This window comes from Sorangiineae bacterium MSr12523, from assembly GCA_037157775.1.
GTDB lineage: Bacteria > Myxococcota_A > Polyangia > Polyangiales > Polyangiaceae > Pendulispora > Pendulispora brunnea.
The window spans coordinates 10,214,768-10,228,557 of sequence record CP089982.1 but is presented as its reverse complement, the minus strand read 5'-3'; the positions used below and the strand labels follow the sequence as shown (position 1 = coordinate 10,228,557).

At 66.6% G+C, this 13,790-nt stretch carries 9 protein-coding genes; 6 read left to right on the top strand and 3 right to left on the bottom strand.

Annotation, left to right across the window (positions count from 1 at the left end; translation table 11 throughout):
* Positions 1-85: 85 nt before the first annotated feature.
* Positions 86-1,282 (top strand): acyltransferase, encoded by a 1,197-nt coding sequence (locus tag LZC95_40015; protein WXA92621.1) that lies wholly within the window; start codon positions 86-88, stop codon positions 1,280-1,282.
* Here the strand turns inward: LZC95_40015 and LZC95_40010 are convergent.
* Positions 1,169-2,098 (bottom strand): DMT family transporter, encoded by a 930-nt coding sequence (locus LZC95_40010; protein ID WXA92620.1) that lies wholly within the window; start codon positions 2,096-2,098, stop codon positions 1,169-1,171. The genes LZC95_40015 and LZC95_40010 overlap by 114 nt on opposite strands.
* A gap of 66 nt (positions 2,099-2,164) precedes the next feature.
* Positions 2,165-3,202, bottom strand: coding sequence for a hypothetical protein (locus LZC95_40005; GenBank protein ID WXA92619.1), 1,038 nt, complete (start codon positions 3,200-3,202; stop codon positions 2,165-2,167).
* 155 nt (positions 3,203-3,357) lie between these two features.
* On the opposite strand from LZC95_40005, the gene LZC95_40000 reads away from it, so the two are divergent.
* From LZC95_40000 to LZC95_39980, 5 genes are read left to right on the top strand one after another with little or no spacing between them, the layout of a single operon-like run.
* Complete coding sequence (locus LZC95_40000; protein WXA92618.1) at positions 3,358-5,505, top strand: hypothetical protein; 2,148 nt, start codon at positions 3,358-3,360, stop codon at positions 5,503-5,505.
* Complete coding sequence (locus LZC95_39995; protein WXA92617.1) at positions 5,502-6,224, top strand: hypothetical protein; 723 nt, start codon at positions 5,502-5,504, stop codon at positions 6,222-6,224. The genes LZC95_40000 and LZC95_39995 overlap by 4 nt, the downstream gene beginning before the upstream one ends.
* A 6-nt stretch (positions 6,225-6,230) precedes the next feature.
* Positions 6,231-7,676 carry a DUF1501 domain-containing protein gene (locus LZC95_39990; GenBank protein ID WXA92616.1) on the top strand — a complete coding sequence of 482 codons (1,446 nt, stop codon included), beginning with the start codon at positions 6,231-6,233 and terminating at the stop codon, positions 7,674-7,676.
* A complete protein-coding gene (locus LZC95_39985) occupies positions 7,673-11,428 on the top strand; it encodes an FG-GAP-like repeat-containing protein (GenBank protein ID WXA92615.1) in 3,756 nt (1,251 codons plus the stop codon). The genes LZC95_39990 and LZC95_39985 overlap by 4 nt, the downstream gene beginning before the upstream one ends.
* Positions 11,425-12,801 (top strand): hypothetical protein, encoded by a 1,377-nt coding sequence (locus LZC95_39980; protein ID WXA92614.1) that lies wholly within the window; start codon positions 11,425-11,427, stop codon positions 12,799-12,801. Before LZC95_39985 ends, LZC95_39980 begins: the two co-directional genes overlap by 4 nt.
* Before the next feature lie 30 nt (positions 12,802-12,831).
* On the opposite strand, the gene LZC95_39975 is transcribed toward LZC95_39980, so the two are convergent.
* Positions 12,832-13,743, bottom strand: a complete 912-nt coding sequence (locus LZC95_39975; protein WXA92613.1) for a LysR family transcriptional regulator — start codon at positions 13,741-13,743, stop codon at positions 12,832-12,834.
* Between the last annotated feature and the right edge of the window lie 47 nt (positions 13,744-13,790).

The following is a 13,790-nucleotide window of genomic DNA, read 5'->3' as shown; positions in this document are numbered from 1 at the left end:
CGCTGGCATTCGTGTTGGGCCGTGCTCCATCCGCGCTTCGCGCGTCGCTTTGACCACGTTCGAGAGAGCTTTCGAGAGGCGCTTAATGAATCAAAGCACAGGGCTGCCGGCTCTGGGCATCGCCCAGAGTTTGGCGGCTCCACGTACGGATACTGTTCGCGAATTCGGTTTCGACGTTCTTCGTTCCCTCGCATGCCTGGCGGTGATCGCTTTTCACGCGCCGGGCGTGATCCGCGTACCTGCGTTCGTGGGCGCGATGGCGAGCCACGGTTGGATTGGCGTCGATCTCTTTTTCGTCCTGTCGGGGTATTTGATTGGCCGCCAAGTCTTTGGGAGGCCCGTGGGCTCCAATCGAATTTCGGAGATTCGCTCCTTTTGGATTCGAAGATGGACGCGGACATTGCCGCTCTACTTCGTCGTGTTGGCGTTTTACGCGGTCATCAAACCGCGACTTCTCCATATGCCATTCGTCGGAGGGCACGCCGGATACGCATTCTTCTTACAGAATTACATTTCGATCGACGACTTCGGTCAAAGTTGGTCACTTTGCGTCGAAGAGCATTTCTATCTTCTATTTCCGCTCTTTGCATTGGGCCTGCGCGGGGCCGAGCGGTGGCCCGTGTGGGTCTGGCTCACGCCGGCGCTGGGAAGCTTGGCCTTTCGCCTCGTGTTCAAGGCCATGCACCCCGAGCACATGGTGTACATGGACTTCCTGATGGGCGTGCACTTTCCGACGCACGCAGATCTGGATGGGATCTCGATCGGGATCTTTCTTGCCTGCCTATCGCGTCGATGGATGGGATGGCACGCTCTCCCTCGAATGCCCTTGTTGCTGCTGGGCATCCTCTCGTGCGCGATGACGCTGGCGTATATGCCGGTCACCATGATCGAGGATGTTCGGTCAATGTTCTATCCAACGCTTTTGGGCATCTCCTTCGGTGCATGCCTCATTGGCGTGCAGGGGGTGACCTTTCCGGCGCCGCTTGCCAAAGTCTTTTTTTGGCTGGCCACCTATTCCTACGGTGCATACCTTTGGCACGGGGTGGCGGGCAGGGTTTGCGATCATGTGCTCAACCCGGCGATGCCGTGGTTCGTCAATGGGGCGTTGTACACGGCCATGACGATCGGGTGCGCCGCGGCGACGTATCACGCGATCGAGGTGCCGGGCCTACGTCTGCGGGCGTACTTTCTGCCAGCCACGCGAGATGGCCACCCCCAAAAGGCACAACAGCCCGCCGGCGAAGGCGAGGGGCCTGGGGACCTCGCCCAGCGCGAGCCATGACATGACGATGACCATGGCCGGGACGACGTAGGTGGTGGCGCCCATTTTGCCAGCGGTGGTTCGCGCAAGGGCATAGGCCCACGTGGTGAATGCCACCGCTGTGGGGAAGATGCCGAGGTAGACGATGCCGGCGGTGGCCAGGGGCGGCGCTTTGGCGACTTGCGCGACGAGGTGCCCGGCGAAGGGTAAGCAGGTGATCGTGCCCACGAAACAGCCAAAGGCGGTGACTTGCAGTGCCGAGGCGTGTTGCAAGGCAGGCTTCTGCCAAATGACGGCCGCGGAATAAGCCATCGCGCCGAGCAGGCACAGGGCGACACCGAGAACGGAAGCGTGGCCGCCCTCGGACATGGAAATACCGACGACGACGGCCCCACCGAACGACACGGCCATTCCGGCGAGCAGCCGGCGCGGGAAGCCCTCCTTCAGCAGCCACCCACTGAGCAGCGCAATCAGGATGGGACCGATGTTGACGATCATCGCGGCCGTGCCGGCATCGACCTCCTGCTCGCCCCAATTCAGGACGACCATGTAGAGGCCGAACCAAAGGACGCCGGACAAGACGATGCCGCGCCAGGCGGCGCGCGCGGGCCAGCCTTCGCGCCGCACGAGGCAGATGACGCCGAGGGAGATGGAGCCAATCAGCAGTCGGCCGAGCGCGAGCGCGCCCGGGGAAAAGTCCCGCGCGGCGGCGCGGATGGCCACGAACGAGGAGGCCCAGCAGAGCAAGGTGACCACCACGGCCGCGAGCGCGCGCCGGTCGATGCCGGGCTTTGCGGGATCGAGCGAAACAGGGCGGGAGTGCGTGGAGGCGGCCATGTGGTCGCCTTTGTAGGGCCGCGCGGGGCGGCGCGCACCTCGTTCGTTGCTTTCGAATTCGCCGGGCTAGCGGAGATAGACTTCCATCGGCTGGTTGTTTTCGCGGTTCGTGTCGCCGTCCCACTCGTACGTGGAGAGGACGCCGAACAAGTGCAGTCCTTTGGTGTTGTTGCGCGCCCAATAGATGTCCGGGTAGCGCTTGTCGTTCGGGTTCCCGGAAAATCCCACGCTCTCTTGCGTCGCCCTCGCACCGGTCCACAAGGCGACCTGTTGGGCCTGTGAGAGTTTGTGCAGGTCGTAGTTGAGAACGTTGCCGGCGCGGAGATTCTCCAGCAGGACGGCGCTCTCCGCTTTGCTGGTGATGGAGTCGTTCGAATTGGCGTTTTGCCGAATGTGAATCTGCGTGGAGATCGCCGCGAGCGACTTCATGGTCGCGGCCTTCATGTAGCAGTTCTTGTCCACGTCGATGGGAAGCTCGGCGTTGGACTCGGCGAGATCGGCGGGACCGCGCTGGTTGCTCGTGGCTTCGATGAGGGCCCAGCCGCCGCCGTCGAAGTCCATGTCGCAGCGGGTGATGGCCTTTTCGTCGGCGGGCCGGATCACGTAGGTGGCGGTGGTCGCCGAGGGAAACGATGCCTTCAGCTCTTTGCAGCTTCGAAAGAAGGCGCAGGTGACCCTGACGGTTTGCACGTCCACGTTGCCGACGGTGCCGCTCGACGAGGTTACGGTGCACGGTTGATGCGGCGAGGTGGGAAGTCCGCCGGGCTTGACGCGGACGTCGTACTCCGCGCCGATGCGCACGGCGGTGGGAAAGGTGAAGGCCCCGTCGCGATCGATGTGGAGGTCGTCGCCGCCATTGTTCTGCAAGACGAGATCGCGGCCTTGAAGGCCGAGCACCTCTCCACCGACAAGGTGCGTACCGGCGGGCGGCGGGCCCGTGTCGGGGCGCGGTTGCACGTCGCTGCCGGGGCCCGAGTCCTGAATGGGAGGAGGTGCGCCGTTCGGTGTCACGCCGCCCTCATCGAGCCCGCACGCTTGAAAGAGGAACGCGAGTGAGAATCCGGCGAAGGGAAGAACGGCACGCGCGAAGGAAGCGCTCGGCATGAAGCCATGAAGATTACTCGAAGACGTCGAGATCGCCAGTCAGCTCCGCCGTACGCAACTCCTGAAAAGGTCTTTCTTTTTTGTAACTGCAGACTGAATCATCGCGGTGCGACAATCACCGATGGTTTCGTCATCGTCGGTTTCTCCCTCGCACCATGAGCTCGTTCGGTCCCGCATACGCGATGTATCTACGCGGTTTTTCTCGTTTCCTGGCGGTGTATGGCCGCCGCGGGTCGATGGGCTTTTTTCTCACGGTGGTTCTCTTGGCCTGCGGAGGCGCCGGCCTGTCCACTTCGCCGGCGAAGCCCCGCACCGAGGCAGGTCGCGAAGAAAGGGCTCGCCACGAAGGGGGCGAGGAGGCGTGTCCGGCATGTGCGACGGATGCCACGCGGTACCTGCGTCAGCTCTCGCTCGATCTGCGCGGACGACCGCCCTCGATGGAGGAGCTGGAGCAAGTGCGGACGGCCGGGGACGTGACGCCCGAGGTGATCGACGCGATGGTGCGCTCGGACGAGTTCCTCGGTCGCGTGCGCACGTGGCACATGGCGCTGCTCTGGCCGAACCTCGATGGCTTCCACCTTCGCGGCGCGCCGCTGGTGGCCAGTGACTACGACGATGCGACGGGGCGCCAAAAGGGCGGTGTCTTTTCGCCGGATCCGGCCATGGTCGAAGACGGGCCCGCGCCCAAAGGCAAGAGCGGAAAGCGCCCTGCCGCGCGCGGCTTCGTGTACCACCCCGACGCGTACGTGAACCAGCACCTGCGCGGCGGTGAGCCGGGCTCCATCGTGTGCGATCCGCGTATCGAGTACCCCAAGCCGGCTGCGGCGCGCATGGAAGGCGGCCGCTCGGTGGCGCCGGCCCAGCCGACGTATACCGTGTTGGGAACCGACAAAAAGAAGCGGAAATATCCGTACTACGACGCCGACGGTGTTCCGCTGCCGTACCACGATGCGGCGCATTGCCCCAATTATTGCTCGAGCAAGAGCGACGCGGAGCGCGCCTCGCGCGACTACAAAGGAAAGCGCGAATACTACGCGCCCATGAATGCGAAGGGCGCGGATGCCAAACCGCACGAGCTCGACCCGCCCGATATGCACTGCCCGGATGCCTTTCCGCATCGCGTGGTGAATTCGTGCGACAACCATGTCGAGGCCAACGACCCCGAGATGGTCGTGCGTCAGCGCCGCGAGGGCATGCGCAAGATGCGTCACTATTGGTCCGGCACCACGGAGGTGCGCACGTGCGCCTACGACGCGCAGGATCGCACCAACAGCGCGACCACCGGCGTCTCCTGTGCGGGCAATGCACTGCGTGACCCTTCGTGTGGGTGCGGGCCGCAGGGCATTTATTGCATGCCGAACCTGCCCACGACGGGGATCGTCAGCTCGCGCGCCGAATATGCGGTTCGCAGCGCGCTGAACGAAGAGCCGCTTCGCATCGTGGAGTCGGTGGTGGCGCACGATGAGGACTATTTCGATATCTTTCGTACGCGCCGCTCCTTCATGAATGGGCCGCTCGCGATGATGTACAAGAACCAGCTTGGCACGCTGCAGGGGCTCTCGCTGAGTGCGCCCGCGTCGGCCGAGGTGCTTCCGGACATCCCCTACGACGAAACAGGCTTTCGCGAGTACTTGCGCGATGCGCAGCATGCGGGCGTGCTCACGACTCCGGCGTACCTGGGGCGCTTTCCCACGTGGCGCTCGCGCGTGTCGCAGTTTCGGACGGCCTTCATGTGCCGGCCGTTCACGCCCGGCAGTGCGGCGCTGCCCTCGCCGGACGATGCGTGCACCCGCGAGCCCAATTTGGCGCAGCGGTGCGGTTGCAAGAACTGCCACGCCGCGCTCGAGCCGATGACCGCGTGGTTCGGGCGCTGGGCCGAGCGCAGCGCACAATACCTGTCGCCGGCGGAGTATCCGGCGCACGATCCGTCGTGCGAGCAATGCGCGGTGACCAAGCGAGGGTGCACGGAGCGGTGCCGCACGCAGTACGTGGTCGACACGGTGAATGCGGACGGTGCGCGCTATGCGGGCACGTTGCGCGGGTATCTGTATCGCACGAAGGACGAGGAGGCGCGCATCGACGAAGGGCCGGAGGGGCTCGTGGCGAGCGCCATCGCCTCCGGGGAGCTCGAGAGCTGCACGATTCGAACCGCATGGGGCAAGCTTCTCGGGCGAGGCATGAGCGACGACGAGACGCAGGCCGTGCTGCCGGAGCTCGCGGCCCGCTTCGCGCGGAGCCATCACAACTACCGCGACTTGATCAAGGCCATCGTGACGTCGCCCGCGTATCGGAGGGTCGATTGAAGCGCGCATTCGCATGCGCCTTGCCGCTCGTGCTCGCGGCGTGCGGAGGCACATCGCCGTTGCCCGAGCCGCGCTCGGTGCCGGGGCGTGCGGTGCCGGTCGACACGGCGCGCGCGCTTCCCGAAGGGCATCCCGAGATCCCGCTGGCCGATCCCGCATCGAACGACGGGCGCGTGGGGCGCGCCCCGCACAGGCTTTCCGTCGAACAGCTCCGTGCATCGCTGCTCGCGGCGACCGGCTACACGTGGATGGCCTCCAGGGTGGTGAACGATCCCGATTCGTTCACGGGCACGACGTACCTCCCCGATGCCGACATGTTGGAAGCGCTCGCGGCCACGCTGGGCCGGCCCGACTACGTGACGAGCACCAGCGAGGCCATCGAGCCGGCGGTGACCTTTTCCAAGTTGGCCGGCGATGCGGCGCGCTCGTCGTGCCGCATGTCGGTCAAGGCCGACACCACCGCGCCCGAAAAGGAGCGACGGATCCTGCGGCACGTGACCCCGAAGGATACGTTGGCCGCCAATTCGGATGCCATAAAGAAGAATCTCTCGTATTTGGCATTGCGCTTTTGGGGACGCACCATCGCCCCGAACGATGCCGAGCTCGCACCTCTTTTGACCCTTTTCGGAAAGGCGACCGCCGCGCCAGGTACACCCGTGGAAGGCTGGCGTGCGGTCTGCATTGCCATGGCCACCGATCCGCAGTTTCTCACCTACTGAGGCCCCATGAGAAAGGACGAAACCCGAAAACCAATGCACTTTACGCGGCGCGATCTCCTGCGAAGTGTGATGACGTTGACCGCGGCGGGCTTCGCGTCGCGTTTGGGCTTTCCTGCGTTGGCCCAGGCGGCTGCGCAAGTGTCGTCCACGCGGCGGTTCGTCTTTTGCTATTTCCCCGGTGGCTGGGATCAATTGCTCTTTTTGGATCCGCGTGACCCCACGGCCAATGGCAAAAAGTTCGACGACGAGAACCGCGCGAACACGCTCACCGAGACGCGGTACGCATCCCTCGACGGGCACAATGGCTTTTCGTCCAAAGTGATCACGGCCGGGAATCTGACCTTCGGGCCGGCGGTGGAAAAGGCCACTTCGCCATTGCCGAAGCTGACCAAGCATTACCAGCGTCTGGCCATCGTGCGCGGCATCAACATGGGAACGTTGGGGCACGAAGTTGGATATCGCTATTTCTTGACGGCGAAGTTCCCCGCAGGGAATACGGCACGAGGGACCAGCCTGGCGACGGAGGCTGCGGCGCAGATGCAATCGACCCTGCCGCTGCCGGCCGTGTCGCTGCGTGTGGAGTCGTACAACGAGCGCCGGCCGGGCCAATATTCGGCGATGCGCGTGGATAGCATCGACGATTTGCTCATGGTGCTGGAGCGCGGGAAAGACTTGCTCGAGCGCGATGCGGTGGAGGAAGCGCTCTCGGATTATGCAAAGCAGGGCGCGCCGTGCGCGGTGAACGTGTACGATCGCCGCGGCTTGCTCACGCGCATGCGCGGGGCGGACGGTGCGGCGCGAGCGACCTTGGGATCGAAGCTCGCGAACAAGTTTCGTTTTCCCACGGGCAAGGATGATCTGAGCGCGGCGGTGCGCCAACAATACGGATTGAACCGCGGCGAGGCGGCGTCGCCGGCAGCGCGTGCGGCGTTTGCGGCGCAGGCCATCAAAGAGCAAGTGGCCCAATGTGTTTCGGTGGCCATTGGCGGCGGGACGGATACGCATTTTGCGGGCAACACCGGGCATGCGGACGCGCTGTATCCGGGGATTGGCGCCTTTGCCGCGCTGATCGACGATCTGGCCAAATCGCCGGCGCCACCCGAGCTTCAACGATTGGGCGGTGACTCGTGGCTCGATCATACGACGTTGATCGCCTTCAGCGAGTTTGCGCGCACGCCGATGTTCAATACGTACGGCGGGCGCGATCATCATCTGACGAGCTCGTGCCTGCTCGCGGGTGCGGGCATCGTCGGCAATCAGGTCGTCGGTGCTTCCGGCGACGTGGGGATGGGGCCAGGGCGCTACGACTTCAAGGCGCGCCGGACGACGAGTCAGGGCGGAGAGAACATCAAACCGGAGCACGTGGCGGCAACCTTGCTGGCGAGCGCAGGGCTCGATCCGGCCGGGGCGCTCATTCGCGAGGAGCCGTTGCGGGTGTTGGTTCCCGGATGACGCGATCCTGGTGGGCATCTCTCGGGCTGGTGCTCGGTGCGGCTGCGTGCGGAGCTGGTGACGCGCGGCCCGTGGCCCTCGAGCCGGTGACCGTGGACGGATTTTCGTGTGCGCCATTTCAGATGCAGAGTGCACACGTTCGCATGGCCACCGGTTCGGCGGTGGCGCTTCATGCCGCGGGCGGCTCGGGGGTGGCGACGTTCACGCTCGTCGGGGACACCGGCGGCGCGAGCATCGAGCCCGGCGGCGGCCTGCGCGCCGGAAAACGCGCGGCGTCGTTCGAGGCGATTGCGCACGATGGTCGCTGCCGCGCCGAGGCGCGCACCCGTGTGGAGGTGGTCGGGCCCTTCGAGGTCGAGCCTGCGTCCATCGTCGTGGCCCGGGGGACACGTCTTTCCTTCGCGGCGAGCGGCGCGCTCGGCAGCGTTGCGTACACCGTGCTGGAACGACCCGCCGGGCGCGAGGGCGCTCTCGGGAAGATCGACGCGGGGACATTCGTCGCGGGCGATGTGGAGGGCACGTACCGCATCGCCGCGCGTGATGCGGGAAGCGGCAACGAAGCGCGGCTCACCGTGACGGTGGGCAAGCCCGTTCCGTTGCGCCCGCGTGCGGAGCTCTATGCCGTGCCGGCACGCGGGCGTGTGCGCCTCGATTTTCGCGGTGGCTCGGCGCGCGTCGATCCGGTGTCGGTCGGCGGCGCCGGCGGGCGCGTTACCGTGGAGTCGGGCGATGCGTGGTTCGAGGCCGGCGCCCGGCCAGGTGTGGCCGACGTGACGGTGCGCGATCGCTTCACGAAGGAAACGGCCAAGGTGCGCGTGCTCGTGGCCGAGATGCTCGGCGCGCCGCCGCTCGCGCGAGGAACGCAGACAGGGCTGGGCGATCTCGCGGTCGGTGACGTCAACGGCGACGGCAAGCCCGACATCGTCGTGGGCCACGCCGAACGAAGCAAGGCGGCCATGGAGGCGGGTGGCATCTTGGTGTACTCGGGAAGCGGCGCCCCCGGTGCCGTCGACGCCGTTCCCGGGGTCATCGAGGGCGAGCGCGCCGCGGATCATCTCGGCGCGGTGCTGGCCGTGCGGGACCTCAACGGCGACGGCATCGACGACATCGTGGCCGGCGTTCCCGATGCGGATCTCGGCGATACCGACCGCGGTGAGGTGGCCATCTACCTCGGCTCGAGCCACGGCATCGAGACGGAGCCCGATCGCATCGTGGCCGGCGAGGGGATCAACCATCATTTCGGCGCCGCGCTCGCGTTGGGGGATCTCGACGGTGACGGCGCACCGGATCTCGCGGTCTCCGCGCCCACGGGCAAGAGCTCGTTCGAGCCTGCCTGCGAGGGGGGACGCGTCTCCATTTTTCGCAACAAGAAGACGCCGCGCGGTGTGTTGGAGGGCGTGCCCGAGCAGACCCTCGACATGCGCCCCGTGCAAAGCGACTCCGATGCGGTGCCCGCATGCGGCAACGGTCCCACGGGGGCCGGGCGCGCGCTCGCGTTGATCGACATGGATGGCGACAAGACCGCCGATCTCGTGGTGGGTCTGCCGCAGGTGTCCTATCCGCAGCCGGGCAAGTCACAAGGCCAGGTGCTCGTGTTTCGCGGATTGGGCGGCGCCAAGTTCGAGACCGATCCCGCGTGGGCTCTGGAGCTCGATCCACCGCAGCGGAAAGACAATGCGGCCTTCGGGTCGGGCCTCGACGTCGTTCGAGCCGAGCCCCGCGGTCCCGAGATGCTCGTGGTGCGTGCGCCCGGCCTGGGGTTTTTCTCCTTCGCACCGGGCTCCCTCGGTCCGCGCGGGCGCGATCGGCGTGCGCACGTGGTCACGACGGCAGCCGCGCGTGCGTTCTACCTTGAGGGCCGTGAACCGGCGCGCGGGATCGGGCGAAGTGCCGCACTGGCGGACGTCGACCCTGCGCCGGGACTCGAGTACGTGGTGTCGGCACCGGAAAACCGCGGGGGCGTCTTGGTTTTCTCCGCGGCGGGTTTGCTCGAGCGCCGTGGCGCACTCGCACCGCTCGCGGACGGCGCAGGGCGCCCGAACGAGTTTACCGGCCTTCGCATCGCGGCCGTCGGCGCGGGGGCGCTCGCCGTATGGTCGCCGTGGAGAAACACGGCGCAGGGGAATTTCGCAGGAGCCATCGACGTCGTTCCAGCAGGGCCAGCTCCGTTCAAGAGCCGCTGGCCAGGCAAGGAGGCGATGGTGCTTCCCACCTTCGGGGCCGGCGATCGCGCAGGGCAGGCGGTCGAGCTCGGGGTGCTCGACGGCAAGAGCATCACCGTGGTGGGCGCACCCGGCGCGAATGCGTCCTCGCGTCTTCGTGCGGGCGCCGTCGATCTGTTCGGCGCGGATGCCGCGCGGCCGCTGCAGCGCGTGGCCGGTGAGCGGCAGGATGCGCAATTCGGGCGCGGCCCCATGGCGGTGCTCGACTTCGACGGCGATGGTCAGCTCGATCTCGCGGTCGGCGATCCCGACGACAATTGGGGCGGGCCGGCACCGAAAGGCTACGTGGACCCCGAGGGGTGCTCCGCGCTCGACGCCGCGGGTAAGCCGATTCTGACGGTGCATCGCGGTTCGGTGCGCATCTATTCGATGGTGTCCGGCAAAATGGTGGAGCGATTTCGCGTCGTCGCGCCCAAGGAATCGCCGCGCAACATGAAGGGCTGGCCCCCTTACGCGCGCGGTCGCTTCGGGTTTTCTCTTGCGGTGGCCGATGTGAATGGTGACAAATTGGACGACCTCGTCGTGGGGCGCCCGAATTCGATGGATGGGAGCGGCGCGGAGGTGATCCTCGGGCGAAAGCCGGATGCAGGTGGCGGTGTGTTGGTGGCCTGCAACACCGGCGAGACGGGCAAGAACGGCGCGCTGGTCATGCCCTCGATGGCCGAAGGCGTCCCGACGTCGTACGGCGGCGCCGTGGCGCGCGTCGGAGATCTCGACAAAGACGGATGCGACGAGGTGGCCATTTCGCTCTCGTCGATCGGAGGCTTTCCCGAGCACGCCGGGGTGGCCGTGGCCTTTGGCTACGATGCAGAGGGCAAACGGTGCCGCGGGCATGATCGGCCGTTCGTGTTGCGGCTCGTGGCCGATGATCACACGCTCGCCGACGACGTCGTGGGCGATGCGAAGACCCGCGCCAACGATCTGCAGGATCTGCGGCAGCCGACGACGATGGGACGCGTGCTTGCGCGCGGCTCGGGCGATTTCACCGGCGATGGCATTCCTGACGTGGTCTTTCGCGACGGAGATCTCACGCTGGGCGAGGTGCGCGGGCCGGCGGTGGAAATCATCTCGGGCGCGTACCTCGCGGGGCTCTGCCCGAACCATCGATGCCCCCGGGGCCGGCGAGGTGCGCTCTTCTCGGATGGCGACTGGAACGTCGTGGCCATGCGCCCGCTCGGTGCGCCCGTGCGCCGTGTCCTTTTTGCGGAGCCGACGGCGCGGGGTGGCATTGCGTCCATCGCCCTGGGGGATGCAAACCGCGATGGCGTGGCCGATCTCGCGATGGGCGTGCCCGACGACTCCGATCAGGGCGAGTTCGCGGGGGTGGTGCGCGTGTACCTCGGCGGCAACAAGACGGCGGAGGATCCCTTCCTGATGGCCGTGGGCGACCTCAAGGAAAAGAGCGTGTTCGGCGTCTCCGTGGCGCTTTCGCCGGCGGCGCTGGTCGTCGGCGCATCGGGCTCGACGCGCGGGGGCAAGGGCGCAAACCTCGGCGCCGCGTATCGGTGGAACCTGGAGGTGCCCAAATGAGGCGTGCCGTGCTTCTCGCGTTGCCGCTGCTGGCGGGTTGCGCGACGGCCCCCATTCAAGAGCGCTCCGTGGGCGCGGTGGATCGCGCCCCGCGTGCGATGCAGCGTGTGGCGCTTCCGCCGGGGACCCGCGCCGTGGCCGTCGTTGCGCAAGAGGGCGGCGAGGGATTCGTCGAGCTGGCCGATGGGCATTTCCTTCGCGTGGATGCGCGCGGTGCGGTGTATCCCGTCGACCATGTTGCGGCGCCGCGTGCGGAGTGGAGCACGTCGGGCGGTCTGCGGGCCGAATACGGCGGGCGATGGTTCTCTCTGGAGGCGCCAGCCGGCAATGAGCTCGGTCTCACGCCCGAGGGGTTGCGCAGCATCGCGCAGGTCGTGCCGCTCACGTTTCGCGGCGGCAAAGATGCGAAGGACGCGCGCGATGCGTGGGTTCGCATCGGCACGCGCGTGGTGCGCGTTCATCTCGAGCCCGGCGGCGATGCGCCCAAGGTGAGCTGGATGGACCCCGCGCCGGGGGTCACCGTCGGCGCCGTACAATCGATCGCACGCGTTGGCGAGGGACTCGGCGCCATGGTGAGCGATCGCGGATTGACCGTCGTCTCCGAGGAGACGATTCGCACGTACCGCGATGCGGGTATTCCTGGCCCGCTTGCCGGTGGTGGCGGATGGGCGTGGGTCGGCTGGAATGGGCAGATTTTGCGCACCGACGGGGAGACGTGGGAGTCGCTCGCGAAGAATGTGCCATTGGGGCAAAGCGCGCGGCTTGCGGTCGACGATGGGACCGGGACGTTCGCCCTCGTTCTCGATGGGGCGGGCGGCGTGTTGCGCATCCAAGCCGACGGGGCTCTCTTTCTCTCGGGGCTCGCCGACGGCGGCGCGGTCTTCGATACGAAGCTCGAGCTCGAGGCTTCCGGCGCCGAGCGCGATGCGCTGGAGCGGGTGTCGTTCGCGCTCGACGGGAAGGACCTCGCTTCGCGCACCGCGCCACCGTGGGGATGGGGCGCCGACGGCGTTCGCCCTGCGGAGCTCGCGTCGCTGGGGTTCGGTACCCATCGTGTCGACGTTCGCGCCGTATTCGCCGACGGCCGCGAACGCACGCGCACCTTGCGCTTCGACTACCGCTCGCCCATCGGCCGCATTCCGACGTACGACGCCGACATCGCCCCGCTCTACGACGCCAAATGCGGCTCCTGCCACACCGCAGGCGTCGGCCGCGGCATCGCACGCGATCTCTCGTCGTACGAGCGCCTCTCGGGCCAAGCGAACGCCGTGCGCGCCGCCGTGCGCGAAGGGCGAATGCCACCCGATTTACGACTCGATGCGGTGTCCACCCGTCTTTTCACGGCGTGGATCGATGGGCGCACTCCACGTTGAATACGCGGCCAATTTGGATTCACGATCCCATCAACCCGTCGCATGCGCCTGCGCGACGATGAAGTCGAGCATCGCACGCGTGGCTCGCGACGGTTTCACGGTCTTGGGGTAGAGGAGCCAGAATGGCCGGCGTGCGCTGCGAAATCCCGCGAGGACTTCGACCAGCGTGCCTCGAGCGACGTCTTCGGCCGCGGCCATGTCGTAGACCTGCGCGAGCCCCACACCTGCACGTGCGAGCCCGACGACGCCCAACACGTCTTCCGAGCAGCGGTAGCGAGCGTCCGGAACGAACCCGCGTGGCTGACCCGCAAACTGCCATGGCATGACGCGGCCGGTGCTCGGCAGAACGAAACCGATGCAGGCGTGCTCCGCCAAGTCGGCGGGCGTGCGAGGTGGCTTGTGTTTCGCCAAGTAGGCGCTGCTACCGTAGACGCCGAGGGCAAAATCACCGAGCTTGCGCGCCACCAGCGTCTTGTCCTCGATCGCGCCGACGCGAACCGCCAAATCGAAGCCGTCGCGCGTGAAGTCGATTCGGCGGTTGGAGATTTCGACCTCCACATCGACCTTGGGGTAGCGGTTGCGAAATGTGCCGAGGGATGGGAGGAGACGGAGATGGCCGTACGATGTCGGGGCGCTGATGCGGACGCGTCCCTCGGGCGTCTCCCCGCGACTCGCCAGAGCGCGCTGGCCCGTCGCGAGAAGGGCGAGCGCTTGAACGCATAAATCGTAGTAGCGGCGCCCTGCATCCGTGGGCGTGAGGCTGCGGGTGGTTCTTCGGAACAGCGTCACCCCCAGAGCGCCTTCGAGCCGCGCGACACTGCGGCTCGTCGCCTGCGGTGTGACCTCGAGCATTCGAGCTGCTTTGGTGAAACTGCCGTTCTCGAAGGTCCGACAAAAGGCCTCGAGGTTGGGAAGTGTCCCCGCCGATGCGAGTCGCGTCATGCTCTCACCATTTACAACTTTTTAGCACAAGTGCTTCGCCGGCCGTG

Excerpts from the sequence above, each read along its gene's own strand:
- LZC95_40015 (WXA92621.1), top strand. The coding sequence starts at position 86 with ATGAATCAAAGCACAGGGCTGCCGGCTCTGGGCATCGCCCAGAGTTTG.
- LZC95_40010 (WXA92620.1), bottom strand. The coding sequence starts at position 2,098 with ATGGCCGCCTCCACGCACTCCCGCCCTGTTTCGCTCGATCCCGCAAAG.
- LZC95_40005 (WXA92619.1), bottom strand. The coding sequence starts at position 3,202 with ATGCCGAGCGCTTCCTTCGCGCGTGCCGTTCTTCCCTTCGCCGGATTC.
- LZC95_40000 (WXA92618.1), top strand. The coding sequence starts at position 3,358 with ATGAGCTCGTTCGGTCCCGCATACGCGATGTATCTACGCGGTTTTTCT.
- LZC95_39990 (WXA92616.1), top strand. The coding sequence starts at position 6,231 with ATGAGAAAGGACGAAACCCGAAAACCAATGCACTTTACGCGGCGCGAT.
- LZC95_39985 (WXA92615.1), top strand. The coding sequence starts at position 7,673 with ATGACGCGATCCTGGTGGGCATCTCTCGGGCTGGTGCTCGGTGCGGCT.
- LZC95_39980 (WXA92614.1), top strand. The coding sequence starts at position 11,425 with ATGAGGCGTGCCGTGCTTCTCGCGTTGCCGCTGCTGGCGGGTTGCGCG.
- LZC95_39975 (WXA92613.1), bottom strand. The coding sequence starts at position 13,743 with ATGACGCGACTCGCATCGGCGGGGACACTTCCCAACCTCGAGGCCTTT.